Genomic DNA, 20429 nt, shown 5'->3' on the forward strand with positions numbered 1-20429 from the left:
GGTTGCCGGCGGCCTTGGCGCCGCCGGATCGGGGTGCGAGATCAGGCGAGCGCGAAGACGCGGGCCGGGCCGCCGGTGCCGCCGCGGTGCTTCGGCGCGCCGAGAATGAGCGTCGCGCCCTTGACCGGCAGCTTGTCGAGATTGGCGGCGGCCTCCAGGCCCCAGCGGCCCTCGGGCAGCCAGGCATAATGCGTGGCGAAATCGGGCGAGGGGCCATGGTCGAGCGACAGCGTGTCGACGGCAATGCCGGCAGCCTTGCTCTCTTCGATGAGATACTTCGCCGCCTCCACGTGGAAGCCGGGAAAGTGCAGCTTGCCGGCGCCATCGGCATTGCGGAACTTGTCCGTGCCCATATGCGCACCCCAGCCCGACAGCATGGCGACGCAGGCGTTTTCCGGGATCGCGCCATTGGCGGCGACCCAGGCCTTGAGGTCGTCGGGCGTCACCTGCGCATCGGCATCTTTCTCGGCCTTCTCTCTGATATCGACGATCACGAGCGGCACGACGAGCTTTTCGACCGGCAGTTCGGCGACCGAAAGGCCGTCGGCGGAGAAGTGCAGCGGCGCGTCGACATGGGTGCCGGTGTGTTCGTTCACCCTAAGCTCGAACATGTTGAACTTGTCCTTGGCGTAGTTGAACTTCTCCTCGCGGAAGAACTGCTGCTGGCCGAAGAAGGTCGGGAAATTCTCATGCAGCTCGTGGGTCAGGTCGGTGACGCTTGCATGTCCCTGGGCGAGGGCAGGAGGTGCCGCGCCAACGCTTGCGGCGGCAAGGCCCGCCGTTCCGACCGCGGCGGCTTTGAAGAAGCTGCGGCGCGAAAGCATGCGCGCCTTGACCGTTTCCATGACGCAGGCATCGCACATCGTCTTTGCTCCTTCTCAAGAGGACTGAAGTTAGTCGGCGAAATCGGCCGGAAGTCGTAGCCGGTGGTTGCAAGATAGCGCAGTCCTCGCGGCTGTAAATGTCGATTGCCCATGGAGTCTCCGTGTGAAGCTCGGCGGGCTGGCGCGCGCGATCGACACGGTGCTTCGATCGTGAATTTCTATTTTCTAATATTTCTCCGCGTGCTATTTATAGTTGCGGGTAGGGGGCGGAAATCACCTTCCCCGTGAAGCGGAGATTGCCGATGGCCAAGCGTTCCTGGTCGGACAGGGAAAGGGTTCTCCTCGTATATGGATTGGCGGTCGTATTGTTTCTTCTCTGCTTGACTCTGGCCCTTGCTGCGGTGGTTTTATCAGCGGACAGGGACATCGTTGAAAAGGCAGGCAAATTTCACACTGTTCTCAAGAACTACAATGTTTATATGTCGTGCGCTTTCAATCTGTTCGTTTCCTTTATGTATTATAGGCTCGTTGTTGAGTTCGATTCAATCAAGCTTCAAATGAAGCCGCTTGAACTGTATATGGATTTCTTCGCCTTTATTGTATTTTTTACGGCGATGGTGCTGCTGACCATGGCGATGATGTTGGTGCCGACAACCCTGCTTGCGTATCTTGTTCTTGCTCAATCGTGAGGGGCGAAAATAGGCCGGCAGTGCCAGAAGGTGCCGCTGAAGAGCCTGCAAAATCAGGGGCCGCTCACGCCCGAGGCAGGCTTGAACGCCATCATGCCGCCAACAAAATCGCTTTTATTACAATTGCGTAATGATGGCATTCGGTCATTGCCCCGACGCGCGCGAACAGGGATACTCCGCGCTAACGGAACGAACCGCCGGCCGCGCCGCGCTGGGGCGTGTTTATGCTTTATTCGGAGACTTGAATGCGGGTTTGGAAACAGCTTGCGGTGAGCGCCGCTGTGCTTCTCGTGGGCGCAACCGTCTGGGTGCGGTTCGTGCCCGGCGCCGGTGAAACGCTGGCCGCCATTGGCGTTTCGCACCCGCTGATCGATGCCTTGTCCAAGCCCGGCGCCGCAGGCGGTGCAGGCGGCGAGCGCGGCAATGGTCGCGGCCAGGGCGGCAACAATGCCATTCTCGTCATGGTCCGGCCTTCAGGCACTTCCGTCGTCAACGACCGGCTGAACGCCATCGGCAACGGCGAGGCGATCCACTCCGTCACCGTCACGCCGACGGCAACCGGCAACCTCACCGAAATTCTCGTGCGCTCCGGCGAGAAGGTGGCGCAGGGCCAGGTGATCGCCAAGCTCGACAGCGACGACCAGAAGATCGCCGCCGACCAGGCACGGCTGACGCGCGACAGCGCGCGCGAGAAGGTGGAACGCTACCGCAACCTCAGCACCGCGCGCGCGGTGACGGCCGTGGAAGTGCGCGACGCCGAAATCGCCATGCAGACGGCCGAACTGGCGCTGAAGACGGCCGAGCTCGATCTCAAGCGCCGCGACATCGTTGCGCCTTCCAAGGGCGTCGTCGGCATCATTACCGTCAATGTCGGCGACTACGTCACGACGACGACGCCGATTGCCGTCGTCGACGACCGCTCAGAGATCCTCGTCGATTTCTGGGTGCCGGAGCGCTTCGCCAACAAGATCACCGTCGGCCAGCCGGTCACGGCCTTCGCCATCGCCCAGCCGGGCAACCAGCTCGACGGTGCGATCCACGCGATCGACAACCGCCTCGACCAGGCGAGCCGGACGCTGCGCGTGCGCGCAAGGCTCGAAAACCCCGATGATATGTTGAGGGCAGGCATGTCCTTCTCCGTCACCGTCGCCTTTGACGGCGACACCTATCCGACGGTCGATCCGCTGGCGATCCAGTGGAGCTCGGAAGGCTCCTATGTCTGGCGCGTCTCGGGCGACAAGAGCGAGAAGGTGCCGGTGAAGATCATCCAGCGCAATCCGGACAAGGTGCTGGTGGATGCGGCGCTGTCGGAAGGCGACGAGGTCGTCACCGAAGGCGTGCAGCGCCTGCGCGACGGCGGCGACGTGCGCATCGCCGGCCGCGAGCGCAGCCAGGATACGGCTCAGAAGGTCGCGGAGGAAACCAAGTGAGCGGCGGCGACAGTCAGGCAAGCGGCCACGGATCTGGCCACGGCAGCGGTGGCGGCCAGATGTCGGCGCGCGAGCGCGGCAAGACCGGCTTTACCGCACTCTTCATCCGTCGCCCGATCTTCGCGCTCGTCGTCAACACGCTGATCGTCGTGGCCGGGCTTGCCGCCTGGAACGGCATCGAAATCCGCGAGCTGCCGCAGGTCGACCAGCCGGTCATTTCGGTGACGACGACGCTGGATGGAGCGGCACCCGAAACGATGGACCGCGAGGTGACCTCGGTGGTCGAAGGGGCCGTGTCGCGCGTCCAGGGCATTCGCGACATCTCGTCCACCTCCAATTTCGGCCGCAGCCGCGTGACGCTGCAGTTCTCCGACACCACCGATATCGGACAGGCCGCCAACGACATTCGCGATGCGCTCGGCCGGGTGCGCAACCAGCTGCCCGAAGACGTCGACGAGCCGAGCATCGTCAAAGCCGATGCCGACAGCCAGCCGATCATGCGCCTCGCGCTCACCTCCGACACCATGTCGATGGAAGACATGACGCTGCTCGTCGAAAACGAGATCAGCGACCGGCTGGCGGCGGTGGAAGGGGTCGCCGACGTTGCCGTCTATGGCGACCAGGAGAAGATCTTCCGCATCGACCTCGACCAGGCGAAACTTGCCGGGCGCGGGGTGACGGTGGCAAATCTGCGCACGGCGCTGGCGAATGCTTCCTACGACGTGCCGGCCGGCAAGTTGACCAGCGCCAGCCAGGACATCTCGGTGCGCGCCACGGCCGACCTGCAGACGCCGGAGCAGTTCGAAAACCTGATCCTCGTCAACAATGTGCGCCTGCGCGATGTGGCGACCGTCACGCTCGGTCCCGATACCGGCACGACGGCGCTGCGCTCCAACGGCCGCCAGGGCATCGGGCTTGGCATCGTGCGCCAGGCGCAGTCCAACACCGTCGATATTTCCGAGGGCGTGCGCAAGGTCGTCGATACGATCCAGACGCAGATCCTGCCCGAGGGCACGCAGCTCCGGATCACCAGCGACGACGCCGTCTTCATCAACGGCGCCATCCACGAGGTGGAGATTGCGCTGATCGTCGCCGTCTTCATCGTGACCTTGGTCATCTACCTGTTCCTGCTCGACTGGCGGGCGACGCTGATCCCGACGATCTCGATGCCGATTGCGCTGATCGGCACGGTGGCGGCGATCTATCTCGCCGGCTTCTCGATCAACATCCTGACGCTGCTCGCCATCGTGCTTGCGACCGGGCTTGTCGTCGACGACGCGATCGTGGTGCTCGAAAACATCGTGCGCCGCCGCGCCGAGGGGTTGGGGCCGCGGGCGGCGGCCGTGCACGGCACGCTCGAAGTGTTCTTCGCGGTGCTGGCGACGACGGCGACACTGGCGGCTGTCTTCGTGCCGCTCTCCTTCCTGCCGGGCCAGACCGGCGGTCTCTTCCGCGAGTTCGGCTTCGTGCTCGCCTTCGCGATCCTGCTTTCGTCCTTCGTGTCACTGACGCTCTGCCCGATGCTCGCCTCGCGCATGCTGACGAAGGAGACACATGACGTTCCGGGGCCGATGGCGCGCTTCGGGGCGCGGGCGGCCGGCTTCTACCGGGTGACGCTCCGAGCCTGCCTCAACTCGCCGCTGCTCGTCTTCGTCGTCGCGGGCTTCTTCACCGTCATGGGGGGCGCCGGCTTCCTGACGCTGAAATCGGAACTGACGCCGACGGAAGACCGTTCGCAGATCATGATGCGCATCAACGCGCCGCAGGGCGTTTCGCTCGAGTACGCGCAGGCGCAGATGCGCCGCATCGAGGACGGCCTGCAGCCGCTCGTCAAGTCCGGCGAGATCGACAATATTTTCTCGATTTCGGGGCAGGGCGGTTCGGTCAACAGCGGCTTCATGGTACTGACGCTCGCCCCCTGGGAAAAGCGTGACCGCAGCCAGCAGGAGATCGTCGCCGACATCAATAGGATGACGGGGCGGATTCCGTCGGTCCGGGTCTTTGCGATCCAGCCGAACAGCTTGGGCATTCGCGGCGCCGGCAGCGGCCTGCAGGTGGCGCTCGTCGGCAACGACTACAACAAGCTCGGCGATGCGGCGGCAAAGCTGGTGCGCCAGATGGAAGACACCGGCCGCTTCGAGAACGTCCGCCTCAACTATGAGGCCAACCAGGCGCAGCTTTCGATCACCATCGACCGCGAGCGTGCCTCCGACATGGGCGTCGATATCGGCGGCCTGGCCTGGGCGCTGCAGGCGATGCTCGATGGCAACAGCGTCGTCGACGTCTATGTCGACGGCGAATCCTATCCGGTGAAGCTGCTGTCCTCGACCAACCCGGTCAACGACCCGACCGACCTGCAGAACATCTTCCTCAAGGCCGGCGACGGCAAGATCGTGCCGATGTCGACGATCGCCAGCGTCGAGGAGATGGCGGTGGCGCCGCAGCTTTCGCGGGAATCGCAACTGCGTGCCGTGTCGCTTTCGGCCGGCCTCAAGTCCGATCTGGCGCTCGGCGAGGCGCTGACCATGGTCGAGCAGATGGCAGAGCCGCTTCTGCCGCCGGGCTCGCGCATCATGCCGCTTGCCGAAGCCGCGACCCTCAACGAAAACGCCAACGGGCTGTTCGTCACCTTCGGCTTTGCGCTCGTCATCATCTTCCTGGTGCTTGCCGCCCAGTTCGAAAGCTTCGTCAGCGGCTTCATCATCATGTCGACGGTGCCGCTCGGGCTTGCCTGCGCGGTCTTTGCGATGATCATGACCGGCAATACGCTCAACATCTACAGCCAGATCGGCCTCGTCATGCTCGTCGGCATCATGGCGAAGAACGGCATCCTGATCGTCGAATTCGCCAACCAGCTGCGCGACCGCGGTGAGGACGTGCGCTCGGCGATCGAGAACGCCGCCAATATTCGTCTGCGTCCCGTCATGATGACGATGATCGCCACCATCGTCGGCGCGGTGCCGCTGGTGCTCGCAAGCGGAGCAGGCGCGGAAGCGCGCATCGCGCTCGGCTGGGTGCTCGTCGGCGGTCTTGGCCTCGCGGTGATCGTCACGCTCTACCTGACGCCGGTCGCCTATCTGGTGATCGCGCGCTTCACCAAGCCGCACGCGGACGAGGAGCGCAAGCTGCACGAGGAAATGGACGCGGCGGCGGCGCTGGAGGCGCGCTAACCCGAGGGGCTGTCCCTTCTATGTTTCGAGGGCGGCGGCAATGAGATAAATCGCTGCCGCCAACCCGCCGAGCGCGCTGCGCCCGGCGTGAAGCCTGCCCCAAAATTGAAGCAGCTCGCGGCTGGCGTCGCCGGCGTCCTCCGGCCGGACTGCCTCCAGCTGGCGATTGACCGGCATGACGAAGAGCAGCGTGTAGGGCCAGTTCATGATGATGATCGCGGCGCCCAGTCCCCAGAGCACGTGGCCGGTCTGACCCCAGGCGCCGGCGCCGAGCAGGCCCGAGACGAGCGCGAGCGTCGCCTGCATCTCGAAGCCGCGGCGATACGATGGGAGCCACTGCACGAGTGCTGCCCGATCATCGAGATGCAGCCTTGCCGGCTGCTCGGCCCAGGTGATGTAGATGGCGGCGCCGAAAAAGACCGACGCGGTGAGCAAAGCGGTGAGACCGATCATTTGCCCCTCCTTCCTTCCCGCAACCATCATAATCCAAGGCCGGCGAAACGGCAGGTGTTTTCTGGCGCTTCGCTCTCATACGTAGCAATGTTTTCCGGTCCGCAGGGCAGAAGGGCGGGGCTGGCGAGCGCCCGGATGCGAAGGGCGAAAGATTGCCGCGGGCCAGCACGAGGCAGGATCTTGGCGGCGTTCGACGCATGGAGGGGGCTTCCCGCGTCAGTGAAACTGATTCCGATTGATGCGACAGTGTCTTGAAATGGAATGGCTTTTCGGTCCTGACGGTGTCAGTCACGGCGTTGCGCCAGGCCTGCGACGATCGTTGCGAGACCCTGTTCGAACGTGGCGTCCGGGCCGGCCCGGTCAAGCTCCGCCATTGCCGCGGCAAGCAGCGGCGCGTCGGGCATGGCTGCCGGTTTGGTCCCGGTTCCGTCGTCCGCCGCTTCCTCGGCCGTCTGCTGCTCCAGCACCGAGCCGACGACGAAGTGGCTGACCAGGAGAAGCGACGAGGCGGCATCGGCTGGCGCAAATCCGGCCTCGTGCAAGAGCGTCATCTGCGCTTCCACCGCCGTCATCTGTGATGCACTCGGCCTTGTGCCGGCGTGGATGCGGGCACCGTCGCGATAGGCAAGCAGGCTTCTGCGGAAACTGCGAGCATTGGCGGTGAGAAAGGCGCGCCAATCCTCGCCCGGCTGCGGCAAGGCGTGATCGTGGTTTTCCGCCATCATTGCTTCGGCAAGTGCGGCGATCAGCGCCTGCTTGCTCCTGAAATGCCAGTAGAGCGCCGGCTGCTGCACGCCGAGCCGCTCTGCCAGCCGCCGGGTCGTCAGCCCGTCCAGTCCCACCTCGTTGAGCAACGTCAGGGCGGCCCGCACCACCGCGTCTCTTTGCAGTTTCGTCATCTCTCGCTCCATCCGTCGCTTGACAATTTATCATCGATAAGTTTCCTGTGCATTAATTTATCAATGATAAGGAATCGTGACATGACGCAGGGGGCTACGAAGGCCGCGACCGGGATCGAAACCGGCCGTGGCGCAAGGGCGGGGCGCAAGGCGCTCTCGGCGCTGTTTGCGGCGGTGGCACTCGATGCGTTCGGCATCGGCCTCGTCATGCCGGTTCTGCCGGGCCTCCTGCACAACCTTGCCCATGCCGACGATGTCGCCGGGCACTACGGCGTCCTGGTCTCGCTCTATGCGGTCATGCAGTTCGCCTTCGCTCCCGTGCTCGGCCTCCTTTCCGATCGTTATGGCCGGCGGCCGGTGCTGCTCGTATCGCTCGCCGGTGCGGCGATCGACTATGCGGTGATGGCGAGCGCGCCGACGCTGACGATCCTCTATCTCGGCCGCATGATCGCCGGCATTACCGGGGCGACCGGCGCGGTCGCCGGTGCGGCCATTGCCGACACGACCGAAGGGGAGGCGCGGGCGCGGCACTTCGGTACGCTCGGGGCCTGCTTCGGTATCGGCATGATCGCCGGGCCGGTCGTCGGTGGGGTGCTCGGTTCCCTCGGGCCGCATGCGCCCTTCGCGGCTGCGGCTGTTCTGAGCGGCCTCGGATTTCTCATGGCCTTGCTGTTCCTGCCGGAAAGCCGGCGGCCGATCGTGGCGGGCGAAGCGGCAAGCACGCTCGATCCGCTTGTCGGATCATTCGCAGGGCCGCTGGCGGGGCTGCGCCGGACCTTCGGTGCCCCACTCCGGAAGTCGCTTCTGGCCGTGTTCTTCATCGTGCAGCTCGTCGGCCAGGTGCCGGCGGTGCTCTGGGTCATCTTCGGCGAGCGCCGTTTCGGTTGGGATGCGACGGCGACCGGGTTTTCGCTTGCCGCTTTCGGCCTGCTGCATGCGCTGGCGCAAGGGGTGGTCGCCGGGCCGGTCGCGACACGGCTTGGCGAAAAGCGGGCGCTGCAGCTCGGCATCGTGCTCGACAGTCTCGGCTACGGGCTGCTGGCGCTTGCCACGGAGAGCTGGATGGTATTGCCGATCGTGCTGCTGCTTGCCGGCGGCGGCATCGGCACGCCCGCTTTGCAGGCGCTTTTGTCGCGCGCCGTCGACGAGGCGGGCCAGGGCCGGCTGCAGGGCGCGCTTGCCAGCCTTGCCAGCCTGGCTTCGATCATCGGCCCGCTGCTTTTCGTCGGCCTCTATTCGTGGACGCTCGCCTCCTGGGACGGCTGGGTGTGGATTGCCGGCATCGCGCTCTATCTCCTCTGCGTGCCCGTGTTGAGGCGCCTGCCGGGGTGAAAGCCGGCCGTTTTCCACGCTCTCATGCAGTCTTGTGACACTCCGGTCTCACGTCAGGCGTTTTCCTGCGCTACTGTGACCGGGAAGTGCGCGAGCGTCTGGACAAAGTGATTCCGATTTGCACAGTAGCGCCTTGAAATGACTGCGCTTCCCGGGCGTTTCCCCCAAGGCTAAGGCGCAGATGCAAGAGGAAGGGCGTTTTCCGTGGCATTGAAGGCAATCAGGGCTGGCGTGAAAAATGAGACCGGCATAACGGCGGCGAAGGCGGACCTTTCCGCTCGCTTCGGCGATCGGTTCCAGACGGGCGAGGCGATCCGCGCCCAGCATGCCCACACCACCACCTATATTCCGGCGCAGCTTCCCGATGGCGTGGTGTTTGCCGAAAGCTCCGAGGACGTGCGCGAGATCGTCGCGATCGCCGCCCGCCACAAGGCGCCGCTCATTGCCTTCGGCACGGGCTCGTCGCTGGAAGGGCATATCAACGCGCCCCATGGCGGCATCTCCGTCGATCTCTCGCGCATGAACAAGGTGCTCGAGGTCAATGCCGAGGATCTCGACTGCCGCGTCGAGCCGGGCATCACCCGCGAGGAGCTCAACACCTATCTGCGCGACACCGGGCTGTTCTTCCCGATCGATCCCGGCGCCAACGCCTCGATCGGCGGCATGGCCTCGACGCGGGCGTCGGGCACCAATGCGGTGCGCTACGGCACGATGAAGGACAATGTGCTGGCGCTGACGGTGGTGACAGCGGACGGCCGCGAGATCCGCACCGCCCACCGGGCGCGCAAGTCGTCCGCCGGCTACGACCTGACGCGGCTTTTCGTCGGCGCGGAAGGCACGCTCGGCATCATCACCTCGATCACGCTCCGGCTGCAGGGCATTCCGGAGGTGATTTCCGGCGGCGTCTGCCCGTTCCCGACGATCGAAGACGCCTGCAACGCGGTGATCCTCACCATCCAGTCGGGCATTCCGGTGGCGCGCATCGAACTTCTCGATGCGCTGCAGATGAAGGCCTGCAACGGCTATTCCGGCCTTTCCTATCAGGAGACGCCGACACTCTTCGTCGAGTTCCACGGCAGTCCCGAAAGCGTTGAATTGCAGGCGCGCCAGTTCGGCGAGATCGCCTCGGAGTTCGGCGCCAGCGATTTCCTGTGGACCACCAATCCGGAGGAGCGGGCGCGGCTCTGGAAGGCCAGGCACAATGCCTACTGGGCGCAAAAGAGCCTGATCCCGGGCGCGGCGATCCTGTCGACCGACGTCTGCGTGCCGATCTCGCGGCTGGCGGAATGCGTGGCGGCAACCCAGGAAGACAGCGCCGCCCATGGACTGACTGCGCCGATCGTCGGTCACGCGGGCGACGGGAATTTCCACGTCGGCTTGCTGTTTGACGACAAGGATCCCGCCGACGTCGCGCGCGCCGAGGCCTTCGTCGACCGTCTCAATGCGCGGGCGCTTGCGATGGATGGAACCTGCACCGGCGAACATGGCATCGGCCAGGGCAAGATGCCGTTTCTTCAAGCCGAACTCGGCGATGCGCTGGACCTGATGCGGCAGGTCAAGCGCTCGCTCGATCCGGACAACATCTTCAACCCCGGCAAGATCTTCGCCTGAGGCGGATGAGGGACGCGGCCGTCGGGCGTTGCGCTTTTTGGGGCGATGCGCCGGGGCCAAAGTGTGATACTGCATAGTTCCGATGTCGGCATGGACGCCCGGCGAATTATGCGGCAAATCAAGATGCTACAGTGCCAGAGATGGTGCTGTCAGCGGGCGCCAGGTCCTGGCGTTCCAATCGATGCGCGGCGCGGGCATGCGCCGCTGAACGGAATGGGAATATAGGCACGGTGCTTTCGCGAATTCTGCTTGGCTTCGGTGGACTTGTGGTCGTTGCGCTCTTTGCGGCGCTGATCGCCCCGTGGTTCATTGACTGGACGGACTTCCGCAAGGAATTCGAACGCGAGGCGAGCCGCATCATGGGCAAGCCCGTCGTCGTGCACGGCAGCGTCGATGCGCGGCTGATCCCGTTCCCGACGGTGACGCTCAACGACGTGCGCGTCGGCGCTGCCGAGGACGGCGAACCGCTGATCCAGGTGGCGCAATTCTCGATGAGCGCCGAGCTTGCACCGTTCCTGAGCGGCGAGGCGCTGATCTTCGACATGAAGCTCGACCGTCCGCGGGCCAAGGTGCGCCTGTTGCCCGATGGCACGCTTGACTGGGCGCGGGGCCGCCGGGCGTCGATCCCGGCCAAGACCGTCGTGCTTGAAAACGTCGAGATCTCCAATGGCCAGATCGAGTTCGTCGACGAGCAGACCGGCCGCACCCGCCGCGTCAGCGACCTTGCCGCCGACGTGTCGGCCCGCTCGCTCGCCGGGCCCTGGAAGGTCGAGGGGCGCGCAGCACTCGATGGCGAAGCCGGCAGCTTCTCCTTCACCAGCAACGAGGTGGACCAGGCGGGCGCGCTCAGCCTGAAGGCGCGGGTGACGCCGGACAAGCGCCCCTTTGGCGTCGAGACCGACGGTTCGCTGCGGATCGTCGATTTCAGGCCGGTCTATAGCGGCCGCTTCACGCTGACGGAGAACCGGCCGCAGGGCGAGGCCAAGGAGGCGGACCAGAGGGCGCCGCTGCGCATCAACGGCGACTTCCAGCTGACCAACGAGAGCATCCGTGTTCCGGAGTACCGCTTCGAAATCGGCCCGTCGGACGATCCCTACGTCGTCACCGGCGAGGCGACGCTCGATACCGGCAAGGACCAGAAGTTCCTGCTGATCGCCGACGGCCAGCAGATCGACGTCAGTCGTATCGGCCCGAGCCGCAACAACAAGACCGGCCGCGATCCGGCGATTTCGATGCGCCAGCGCCTCGAAGCGATGCTGACGATCGTCGCCGACATTCCCATCCCGCAGGTGCCCGGCCGCGCCAGCCTGAAACTGCCGGCGATCGTCGTCGGCGACACGACGGTGCGTGACGTGCGCATCGACGTGCAACCCGACGGCCCCGGCTGGGTGATCGACAATGTGGTGGCGCTCCTGCCGGGGCGCACGCAACTGGAGGCCAAGGGGCGGCTGAACCTGAACGGTCAGCGCAGCTTCCGCGGCGACCTCTTGCTCGCCTCCAACCAGCCTTCCGGCCTTGCCAACTGGCTGGCGGGCTCGGTCGATCCGGCGATCCGCAAGCTGAAGACGGCCGGCTTTTCGGCGAGGGTCAACCTCACCGACACGCTGCAGCAGTTCGAAAACCTCGAAGTCGCGGCCGACGAGGCAAGCCTCAAGGGGCGTCTTGAGCGGCAATCCTTCGCCGACCAGCAGCCGAACCTCTCGCTGCAGCTCAAGGGCAACCGCATCGACTTCGAGGCGCTGCAGGCGCTGACAGGCCTTGTGGCCGGTGATGCTTCCACCGAAACGCTGCTGCAGCATGCCATTGCCGCCGATCTTTCGGCCGATCAGTTTTCCGCCTTCGGCGAGGAAGCGCAGGACGTGCAGGCGGTTCTGACCCTGAAGAACGGTCAGTTGCAGGCCGAGCGCCTGGCGATCGGCTCGCTCGCCGGCGCTCAGCTCGCCTTTTCCGGCAGGGCCAGCGGCGATCTGGATAAGCCCGTCGTTTCGGCCAAGATGAAGCTTGCCGCCAAGAACCTGACGCCGTTCCTGGAAATGATCGGTCGCCATGCGGTCGATCATCCGGCGCTGAGGCAGCTGATCAAGGCCGGCCCCTACTACAGCGACACGGCCTTCGACGTGACGCTGACGGCCGGCAACAAGGAAGGCAATGCGCCGGCGACCTTCGGCATCTTCGGAACCGCCAACGGCACCAAGATCGCCGCCAGCTACCAGGCGCCCGACATTGCACAGGCGCTGACTGGCAAGGCGATGCTCTTGGAAGCGACGCTCGAAAACCCCGAGACGCGCCTGCTTCTCGGCCAGACGGGCTTTGATCCCCTGCCTTTCGATGCGGATGCCAACGGCATTCTCTCGATCAAGCTGCAAAGCACCGACGGCCCGACGGCCAACGGCACGGTCACCTTTACCACCGAAAAGACGTCGCTCGCCGCCAAGGGCAACGTCGATCTTTCCCGCGACCATTTCCTCGAAGGTCAGGCCAAGCTGACGCTGCAGACCCAGGATCTCGAGCCTTACCTCCTGCTTCAGGGCGTGGCGCTGCCGCAGATGGGCAGCGGCCTGCCGCTGACGGTCTCGGCCGATGTCGCCGCCACGCCGGAAACGATCGCGCTGACCACTGTCGAGGGCAAGGCCGACCACAACGGCTTTACCGGCAATCTGACGATCGACCGCAAGACGCCGGGGGCGGCCAGCGGACAGCTGACGCTCGACACGCTCGATCTGGCGTGGCTCGGCGAGGGTGTCCTCGGCCCGATCGAGGATACGAACGGGGCCTTCTCGAAGGGGGCTCTGGCGCAACCTGCCTGGACCGGGCTCAACGTGGCACTGGACGTGCAGGCGCAGAAATTCTGGCCGGGCGTCTACGGCGCGGTCACCAGCTTTGCCGGCAAGATGGAATGGAAGGGCGACGAGATTTCGTTGACCGATGCGACCGGCGACTGGCTGGGCGGCAAGCTCGCCGGGCGGGTGCAGATCGGCAACGCCAACGGTTCGGGCTTCCTGCGTTCGCGCCTGGACGTCAAAGCCGGGGACCTTGGCCAGGCGGGATGGACCCATGCGGGCGCGCCTGTGGCGACCGGGACCTTCGACCTTTCGGTTGCGCTTGAGGCCTCGGGCGCGACGCCGGAGGCGATGGCGCATTCGGCAAGCGGTTCGGGCACTGCCACCTTCAACGGCATGACGCTTGCCGGGATCAACAGTGCGGCGCTGCCGCAACTGATCGCAGCGGCCGATGCGCTGAAGACGCAGATCTCGGCGGACGCGATCCGAAGTGCCGCGGAAGCGGCCGTATTTTCCGGCCAATCGCTTGTCGGCGTCGTCAAGGCGCCGTTCAGCATTGCCGGCGGGGTGCTCAGAGCGCAGAATGTGACGGCCGGCGACGGTAATGCCGCGATGACCGGCGAGGCTTCGCTCGACCTTGCGGCGGGCCGTATCGACGCCGGCATCGACCTGACCTTCCGGGCCGGAGACGAGGCGCTTGCGGGCGCCGAACCGCGTGTGCACATCGGTTATGCCGGCCTGCTGGACGCACCGGGCGTCGATCTCAACGTTGCCGATCTCGCGAATTTCCTGTCGCTGCGGGCTTTCGAGCGTGAGCGCCGGCGCGTCGAGATCCTGCAGGCGAACGTGCTGGAGAAGCAGCGACTGCGGCGCGAACTCGCGCTCTACAAGGCGCGGGCCGAGGCAAGGGAACTGGAACGCAAGCGCGCGGTCGCCGAAGAGCGCCGGCGCGCGGCGGCAACTGCCGAGGCCGCACGCGTCAAGGCGGAGGCCGAAGCGCGGGCAGAAGCGGAACGCAAGGCAGAGGCGGAGCGCAGGGCCGAGGCGGAGCGACAGGCAGAAGCCGCACGCCGGGCGGCAGAGGCCGTGCGCGGAGCGGGCCAGGGCCAGTCGATCCCGCAGGCCGGGCCGGATGGCGCGACCGGCGGAGGCGCCGGTGCCACCCCCGGCCAGAAGCTCAACTTCGACGTTCTGCCCGACGTTACGGTGCAATAGCCGGCGATCACTTCTCAAGCATCACGGTTCCGGCGCTCAGCGACCGGAGGGAGCGCCGTCGTTTGCGCATGCGAACGCCCGTGCCGTGATCCGTTCCATCGATGGCGACGCCTTCACACTACGACGTGCCTGGCGGCGGGCCGGCGTCAGGCCGGTTCCCTCGGCATAGTGGCGAAAAAGGGGGATCGGCAGAGTTTTAACGAATTCTGAAGCACATATTCCACCATTGAGCTCTAAATTAGCGATTTGCACTGAATGAGGCAGGGGGATGCGGCTTGCGAGCCGCGTTTTCGTTCGGCGCATGGGAACGATGACGTTGACCGCTCCGGAGCCACCCGAGCGGAGGCGCCGCCGTCTGCTGAGGGGGCAATGATCAGAGATGCGCTACCATATGAAGGAGACGGCCGCTCGTATCCTTGGGGACGAGAACGGCAACTTTACCGTCCTGACCGCGCTGATCGCGGTGCCGCTGCTGGGCGCCGCGTCGATCGCCATCAACCTGGCGCGCATGAACCTGGAGGCCGCCAAGATGCAGGCGGCGCTCGATGCGGCCGCGTTCTCCGCGGTCAAATCCTACGGCGAGGGTGAGACCGAGGCCGGCGCCAGGGATCTGGCCAACAATGTCTTCCTCGCGAATTTCGGCCTGCCGGAGATCGTCGATCCGGTCACCCCGGAAAGTGGCGTGTCGGTGGCGGCCGGGCCGATCCAGGTCGCCTTCGGCGCTGCCGGCGTCGAGACCACGGCGACGGCCGCTTACGCGCTGACATACAATCCGCTCTTCTTCGGGCTGCGACCCTATACGATCGGCCGGGAAAGCGTCGCTGCACGCATGCCCGGGCGGGAGGCCTGCATCCTGGCGCTGCACCCGACGGCAAGCCGGGCCTTCGAGGTCAGCGGTGGGGCGAGTGTCGATACATCAGGCTGCACGATCACATCCAACTCGACCGATACGCAATCGATCTATCTCAGCGGCTCGGCCACGCTCAAGGCGGAATGTCTCTATGCCGCCGGCAAGGTGTCGGCGACGCTCGCCAATCTGGCGCTTGCCTGCGGCCATGCCGTGGAGGACGTGGCGCCGCTTGCCGACCCATTCCGGTCAAAGAAGATGCCGGCGACGGCAGGTTGGGTGAGCCTTGCCGGATGCGGGCAGAACTTCGTCGGCGGCGGTGGCGGCAATGGGGACTGCAACGGCACCGGCAAGACGCCGAACAATGCGCCCGACAGCTACCGTGTCGAGCTGAAGCCCGGCACCTATGGTAGCCTCGAAATCAAGGGCAAGGTTCTTCTCCGGCCGGGCAACTACATCGTCGATGGCGGCAATCTGAAGTTTACCAGTCAGTCGGTGGTGACGGCGGACGGGGTTACCTTCTTCCTCCTGAACGGCGCCCAGCTCGACATTCACGGTGGCGCTACCTTCCACGTCAGCGCGCCGACGACAGGCGACTGGGCCGGATTCTCGATCGTCGCCGGCCGCAACAACACGGCGACCGCCACCATCAACGGCAACAGCGCCTCGTCGCTCGCCGGCATCATCTACATGCCGGCGTCGCGCGAGATCCAGTATGCCGGCAATGGCGTCACCGGAGGCGAATGCGTGCGGGTCGTCGCCCAGGAGATCACCATGATCGGCAACAGCAGCTTCAAGCTGGATTGCAAGGCGGTGCTCGCCAACACCACCATCAACAATCCCGGCGCAATCCGTCTGGTCCGATGACCAAGGGACGCGTCTTGCCATCGGGGTGGCCGGCGGCGCGATGGCCGGCTTGCCCCGCGATGCGGTCTGCCTTCAGAAGCGGATGGAAAGTCCGAGGATCGGGCCCTGCTGCACCACGTCGAAGATGAAGCCGTCATTGTCGTAGTCGACGCCAAGGGCCCGATAGCCGGCAATCGCCGAGATCGTGTCGTTGAAACGGTAGCCGAGGCCAAGGCCGACGTCCCAGTCGATGTCGGCGCCGCCGCCGCCGACCATGCCCCAGCCGGTCAGGTAGATCTCCGGGGTGAAGAAATAGTTGCCGCGCACGCCCACCATGCCGTCGACCCAGGTCTTGCTGTCACTGCGGCTGACACCGTCGAGCGGGCCGCCCTGGAAGGATATGGTGGTGTCGACGGACCAGACCTTTACGCCGCCGACGACATCGAGATGCGATTGCTGATCTTCAAACACCGTGTAGCCAACGCCGATGAGGCCGGCGAAGGTCTCGGATTCCACATCGACCGTATCGGTGAGGATGCCGCGCGCTTCGCCGTCGCCGGAGAGTTTCGTGTAGATGAGGTCGCCAAAGATGCTGAACCGGTCCTTGCGCGCCTCGACGATTGCCATGGCGGCGAAATCGAGATTGCTCCAGATGTCGCTGAAACTGGAGTCGATATGAACGGTCGGAAGCCCGAATTGCGCGGTGTCGCCCGACAGGCCCGCCATCCAGAAATAGGGCGCGAAGGTGAATTGCCAGCCGCTTTCGGTTTCTTCCACGGGGGCCGCGGGGGCCATCAGCGGCGTGATATCGGCCGCATGAACAGGCAGAAAGGGAACCAGGCTCAGGCAGGCCGCAAGGCCCAGTCGCGTAGAGATACTCATGAAACGCCTCCCGCTGTGCAGTTCCCAGGAAAACCACTTGCGCGTTTTCCGTTCGGTCCCGCTTACTCTCAGAGCTATGCGTGTCGACGGCAGAAGCCGCCGCCTCCAACACAGTGATCATTATATAAGCGATGACGAAAACAACCGATTTCGACCGATAGTGGAATCCGGGGCAGACGAAATGGCTGCTGCTGTTGCATGCGCCACACAGTCACGCGGTCTGGCTCAGCCGTATCTGGCCGTGATCGCCGGTATTGCTTCGGGGTCAGCGCGGCTCGGAAGAGGGGGCGGCAGATAGCTTCGACTTCAGCCATTCGAGCACGTGGACCCGCAGCGCCGAAGAGAGGTTGCTGTCGGGCGTGCGCTGGTCGTCGATCTCGGCGATCAGTTGCGCAAGGGGGATCGCCCGCGCCTCGGCGATCGCCTTCAGTTCATGCCAGAAGGCATCTTCGAGCGAGAAGCTGGTGCGGTGGCCGTGGAGCGTCGCGGAGTGCTTACGGATCATCGCCCGGCCTTACAAAAATGATTCAAGGAGTTGGCGTTTCGATTCCGGACGTTGCCGCAAGTCCTTGCTCCGGAATCGCTTTTGGCTGGGCTCAGTCCTTGCCGGCGTCGCCTTCGTCTGCGGCAGGGCGCTCGATGCGGCCCTGATCGAGGCGGCTGTCCGCCTTGTCGTTCAGCGCCTTCGTCAGGGATTTTTCGGCCTTGGTGCGGCCGAAGGAGATGCGGTTCTGCTCGGCCTGCTTTTCCTTTTCCGTGCGCTCGCGGCGCTTGCGGAACTGGCGCAGATTGACGACATCGCCGGTCATGGTCCGAGGCTCCTTAAGGCGCGGCGCGATCCGTCAGATTCGCTCCGTGCGCTTGAAGTTATCGATTTGTCGCATGTCGTTCTCGCAAAACCGCTGCGCAACATGCTCTCGCCTTGCGCGTCCGCCTGGACACGCAAGGCGGCGCTGTATCAGTTCTTCTTGCGGAAGGAATCGAGCGAGACGACGGAGCCGCCGCCATTCTTCGGCTCGGTGGGCTTGTCGTCCTTTGCCGCGGTCTCGGCATTTTCCTCAGGCACCGGGTAGGCGGTGATCTCAGCCGATTCCTGTTCTTCTTCCTCGCCGGCGGCCACGTCGAACTCCAGCTCGAAATTGACCGAGGGATCGTAGAAACCGCGAATCGCGTTGAACGGAATGACCAGCCGCTCGGGCGTGTCGGAGAAGGAAAGGCCGATTTCGAAGCCGGCTTCGGTCACCTTCAGCTCCCAGAACTGGTGCTGGACGACGATCGTCATCTGCTCCGGATATTTCGCCTTGAGATGCTGCGAGATGCGTACGCCGGGCGCGCCGGTGAGGAAGGTGATGAAGAAATGGTGCTCGCCCGGCAGGTGGCCGGTGGTCGCGACCTCAGACAGAACCTTGCGGATGACGCTGCGGAGCGCGTCCTGTGCCAGAATGTCGTAGCGGATATGGTCCTGGCCCATGAGCGTCCCGTCTTTCCTCGAACTCAATCTTACTTGTCTGCTGCCGGCGCGACGTCTTGCCGTCGGCTTTTCATTGCCCGTCTGAAGCAGACGAGTCAATTATTCAAGCATCTATAGACCATTTCGAAGCGGGGGAGAAGGTGAAGGCTTCTGTTGCCAGGTGCCTTCGGACCCCGCCTTACGGTGCTACCCGGAAGGACTTGATTTGAAGTGTCGCACCGCGATTAAGCAGCGAGACGTGCTTCAGCATAGTTGTCGTTTGCAACTATAAGTTTAGCCCGATAACGGTGGTACAATGCCGAGCAAAAAGTCGATCTTTACGCCCTTGTCGATCCTATTTCGCCCCCATCAAAAGCCGATCGGAAGAGATCGGTTTTTGGTGGAGGCGCCGGGTACCGCCCCCGGGTCCAATGGGTTTATTTCATCGCCCGTTTATTGCCATAGCCGCCCGAAGACGGCACCGTTCATATAGGTCTTTCCGGCGTCCAAGAAAAGGGGGATGTGTCGGATATATGACTTTCTCCCGGGCGGCGCGGCGCTCAACTGCCTTGACTTGCCCGGCATCCATGAAAAACTCCCGCTGCTCCCACGCGGCCGGCGTAATCCGGCCGCCGTTTCGAAAAACAGACAAGCTGGAGGCATCATGACGGACTACCTCGCAGACGTGCAGAAATACGACAGCGGCGCCGACGAAGCGATCGTGAACAAGATCGTGCGTCATCTCGGCATCGCGCTGCGCAACAAGGATTCCTCGCTCGTTTCGGCGACCGATCCGAAGGAGCTTGAGCGGGTCAGGGAAAAATGGTGCGAGAAGAAGCTCGGCATCAGCGGTGCGGACGCGGACAAGGCGATCGAGGCCACCGTCAAGGCGATGTCGGCCGACCGGTCGAAATCGCGCGTTACCTTCTACTATCTGGTGGCGAAGAACCTCGGCAAGCTGCAGACCTTGTAAACTCCCGCCGAATTATCCGGGATAATCCGCCCTTGGTCATTGGTTCGCCGCCGGCTTCGTCCTAAATTTGAGGAAAGTACGAATCGGCGGCGCCAGACCATGCAGCAATATCTCGACCTTCTCGACCATGTGATGACCAACGGATCCGACCGGGGCGATCGGACGGGAACGGGCACGCGCTCGGTCTTTGGCCACCAGATGCGCTTCGACCTCTCCGAGGGCTTCCCGGTGCTGACGACCAAGAAGCTGCACCTGCGCTCGATCATCCATGAACTGCTGTGGTTCCTGAAGGGCGATACCAACATTCGCTACCTCAAGGAAAACGGCGTCACCATCTGGGACGAGTGGGCCGACGAGAACGGCGACCTCGGCCCGGTCTACGGCTACCAGTGGCGCTCCTGGCCGGCGCCGGACGGGCGCCATATCGACCAGATCGTCGGTCTGGTCGAAAGCCTGAAGACCAACCCGAATTCGCGCCGGCACATCGTTTCGGCCTGGAACCCGGCGCTGGTCGACGAGATGGCGCTGCCGCCCTGCCATTGCCTGTTCCAGTTCTACGTCTCCGACGGCAAGCTCTCCTGCCAGCTTTACCAGCGCTCGGCAGACATCTTCCTCGGCGTGCCGTTCAACATCGCCTCCTACGCACTCCTGACGATGATGGTGGCGCAGGTGACGGGCCTGAAACCCGGTGATTTCGTGCACACGCTCGGCGACGCGCATATCTACCACAACCACTTCGAACAGGCCCGCCTGCAGCTCACCCGCACGCCGAAGGCGCTGCCGCGGATGGAGATCAATCCTCAGGTGAAGGACCTGTTTTCTTTCCGCTTCGAAGACTTTACGCTCGTCGGCTACGAAGCCGATTCAACCATCAAGGCGCCGATTGCCGTCTGATCCGGGCGGTCCAGCCGACGCAGCAGGCCGCAATCGGGCTGTCGGGTGGCTGGCCGGCGTGGCGAGGTCGCCGGCGCATTGCCCGCCTGTTGATGCGCCGCGTGCGGCCCCGTGACGGATGGGGTGTGCAGGAA

General features: G+C 64.4%; 16 protein-coding genes and 1 other RNA gene. 9 read left to right on the forward strand and 8 right to left on the reverse strand.

The genetic code is table 11. The features are described 5' to 3' along the window. Positions 1–41 precede the first annotated feature (41 nt). Positions 42–863, reverse strand: a complete 822-nt coding sequence (locus C1A35_RS04280) for a cyclase family protein (protein ID WP_104663110.1) — start codon at positions 861–863, stop codon at positions 42–44. A gap of 263 nt (positions 864–1126) precedes the next feature. Here C1A35_RS04280 and C1A35_RS04285 point away from each other — a divergent pair, with 263 nt between their 5' ends. The 3 genes from C1A35_RS04285 (at position 1127) to C1A35_RS04295 (ending at position 6113) form a co-directional block, all read left to right on the forward strand. Then, on the forward strand, positions 1127–1513 hold the full coding sequence (locus C1A35_RS04285; RefSeq protein WP_104663111.1) for a hypothetical protein: 387 nt from the start codon (positions 1127–1129) through the stop codon (positions 1511–1513). Between the two features lie 245 nt (positions 1514–1758). Continuing rightward, entirely contained in the window at positions 1759–2943 is a 1185-nt protein-coding gene (locus C1A35_RS04290; protein WP_104663112.1) for an efflux RND transporter periplasmic adaptor subunit, read from the forward strand. Positions 2944–3002: 59 nt separating this feature from the next. Beyond that, on the forward strand, positions 3003–6113 hold the full coding sequence (locus tag C1A35_RS04295) for an efflux RND transporter permease subunit (protein WP_104663436.1): 3111 nt from the start codon (positions 3003–3005) through the stop codon (positions 6111–6113). An 18-nt stretch (positions 6114–6131) separates the two neighbouring features. On the opposite strand, the gene C1A35_RS04300 is transcribed toward C1A35_RS04295, so the two are convergent. Both C1A35_RS04300 and tetR read right to left on the reverse strand, forming a co-directional pair. Next, a complete protein-coding gene (locus C1A35_RS04300; protein ID WP_104663113.1) occupies positions 6132–6566 on the reverse strand; it encodes a DUF1772 domain-containing protein in 435 nt (144 codons plus the stop codon). A gap of 284 nt (positions 6567–6850) precedes the next feature. Next, positions 6851–7465 carry a tetracycline resistance transcriptional repressor TetR gene (gene tetR / locus C1A35_RS04305; RefSeq protein ID WP_104663437.1) on the reverse strand — a complete coding sequence of 205 codons (615 nt, stop codon included), beginning with the start codon at positions 7463–7465 and terminating at the stop codon, positions 6851–6853. Between the two features lie 207 nt (positions 7466–7672). Between tetR and tet the strand changes: the two genes are divergently transcribed. The 4 genes from tet to C1A35_RS04325 all read left to right on the forward strand — a co-directional run bounded on the left by tet (position 7673) and on the right by C1A35_RS04325 (position 16117). Then, positions 7673–8797: a Tet(A)/Tet(B)/Tet(C) family tetracycline efflux MFS transporter gene (gene tet / locus C1A35_RS04310; protein ID WP_234822782.1), complete on the forward strand. Its 1125-nt coding sequence runs from the start codon at positions 7673–7675 to the stop codon at positions 8795–8797. Between the two features lie 204 nt (positions 8798–9001). Next, complete coding sequence (locus C1A35_RS04315; protein ID WP_104663115.1) at positions 9002–10408, forward strand: FAD-binding oxidoreductase; 1407 nt, start codon at positions 9002–9004, stop codon at positions 10406–10408. Positions 10409–10674: 266 nt separating this feature from the next. After that, positions 10675–14403, forward strand: a complete 3729-nt coding sequence (locus C1A35_RS04320; RefSeq protein WP_440271499.1) for an AsmA family protein — start codon at positions 10675–10677, stop codon at positions 14401–14403. Positions 14404–14782: 379 nt separating this feature from the next. Next, positions 14783–16117 (forward strand): TadE/TadG family type IV pilus assembly protein, encoded by a 1335-nt coding sequence (locus tag C1A35_RS04325; protein ID WP_199772857.1) that lies wholly within the window; start codon positions 14783–14785, stop codon positions 16115–16117. Between the two features lie 72 nt (positions 16118–16189). On the opposite strand, the gene C1A35_RS04330 is transcribed toward C1A35_RS04325, so the two are convergent. From C1A35_RS04330 to ssrA, 5 genes are all read right to left on the reverse strand, one after another. Further along, on the reverse strand, positions 16190–16891 hold the full coding sequence (locus C1A35_RS04330) for a hypothetical protein (protein ID WP_234822784.1): 702 nt from the start codon (positions 16889–16891) through the stop codon (positions 16190–16192). A gap of 352 nt (positions 16892–17243) precedes the next feature. Next, positions 17244–17483, reverse strand: a complete 240-nt coding sequence (locus C1A35_RS04335) for a ribbon-helix-helix domain-containing protein (RefSeq protein ID WP_104663118.1) — start codon at positions 17481–17483, stop codon at positions 17244–17246. Positions 17484–17574: 91 nt separating this feature from the next. Next, complete coding sequence (locus tag C1A35_RS04340; protein ID WP_104663119.1) at positions 17575–17787, reverse strand: DUF4169 family protein; 213 nt, start codon at positions 17785–17787, stop codon at positions 17575–17577. Positions 17788–17936: 149 nt separating this feature from the next. Next, positions 17937–18449 (reverse strand): SspB family protein, encoded by a 513-nt coding sequence (locus C1A35_RS04345; protein WP_104663120.1) that lies wholly within the window; start codon positions 18447–18449, stop codon positions 17937–17939. Between the two features lie 139 nt (positions 18450–18588). Continuing rightward, positions 18589–18947: a transfer-messenger RNA gene (ssrA, locus tag C1A35_RS04350) on the reverse strand. Positions 18948–19092: 145 nt separating this feature from the next. On the opposite strand from ssrA, the gene C1A35_RS04355 reads away from it, so the two are divergent. Both C1A35_RS04355 and C1A35_RS04360 read left to right on the forward strand, forming a co-directional pair. Further along, positions 19093–19401: a DUF2853 family protein gene (locus C1A35_RS04355; protein WP_104663121.1), complete on the forward strand. Its 309-nt coding sequence runs from the start codon at positions 19093–19095 to the stop codon at positions 19399–19401. A 99-nt stretch (positions 19402–19500) separates the two neighbouring features. Then, positions 19501–20295 carry a thymidylate synthase gene (locus C1A35_RS04360; protein WP_104663122.1) on the forward strand — a complete coding sequence of 265 codons (795 nt, stop codon included), beginning with the start codon at positions 19501–19503 and terminating at the stop codon, positions 20293–20295. The last annotated feature ends 134 nt before the right edge of the window (positions 20296–20429 follow it).

The sequence above is a fragment of the Ensifer adhaerens genome (genome assembly GCF_002940685.1).
Lineage (GTDB): Bacteria > Pseudomonadota > Alphaproteobacteria > Rhizobiales > Rhizobiaceae > Ensifer > Ensifer adhaerens_E.

Bases quoted from the DNA above. Each gene is read 5' to 3' on its own strand.
- tet (WP_234822782.1), top strand. From the start codon at position 7,673: ATGCCGGTTCTGCCGGGCCTCCTGCACAACCTTGCCCATGCCGACGAT.
- C1A35_RS04340 (WP_104663119.1), bottom strand. From the start codon at position 17,787: ATGACCGGCGATGTCGTCAATCTGCGCCAGTTCCGCAAGCGCCGCGAG.
- C1A35_RS04300 (WP_104663113.1), bottom strand. From the start codon at position 6,566: ATGATCGGTCTCACCGCTTTGCTCACCGCGTCGGTCTTTTTCGGCGCC.
- C1A35_RS04290 (WP_104663112.1), top strand. From the start codon at position 1,759: ATGCGGGTTTGGAAACAGCTTGCGGTGAGCGCCGCTGTGCTTCTCGTG.
- C1A35_RS04280 (WP_104663110.1), bottom strand. From the start codon at position 863: ATGTGCGATGCCTGCGTCATGGAAACGGTCAAGGCGCGCATGCTTTCG.
- C1A35_RS04295 (WP_104663436.1), top strand. From the start codon at position 3,003: ATGTCGGCGCGCGAGCGCGGCAAGACCGGCTTTACCGCACTCTTCATC.
- C1A35_RS04355 (WP_104663121.1), top strand. From the start codon at position 19,093: ATGACGGACTACCTCGCAGACGTGCAGAAATACGACAGCGGCGCCGAC.
- C1A35_RS04345 (WP_104663120.1), bottom strand. From the start codon at position 18,449: ATGGGCCAGGACCATATCCGCTACGACATTCTGGCACAGGACGCGCTC.
- C1A35_RS04325 (WP_199772857.1), top strand. From the start codon at position 14,783: ATGCGCTACCATATGAAGGAGACGGCCGCTCGTATCCTTGGGGACGAG.
- C1A35_RS04335 (WP_104663118.1), bottom strand. From the start codon at position 17,483: ATGATCCGTAAGCACTCCGCGACGCTCCACGGCCACCGCACCAGCTTC.
- tetR (WP_104663437.1), bottom strand. From the start codon at position 7,465: ATGACGAAACTGCAAAGAGACGCGGTGGTGCGGGCCGCCCTGACGTTG.
- C1A35_RS04285 (WP_104663111.1), top strand. From the start codon at position 1,127: ATGGCCAAGCGTTCCTGGTCGGACAGGGAAAGGGTTCTCCTCGTATAT.
- C1A35_RS04330 (WP_234822784.1), bottom strand. From the start codon at position 16,891: ATGGCCCCCGCGGCCCCCGTGGAAGAAACCGAAAGCGGCTGGCAATTC.
- C1A35_RS04360 (WP_104663122.1), top strand. From the start codon at position 19,501: ATGCAGCAATATCTCGACCTTCTCGACCATGTGATGACCAACGGATCC.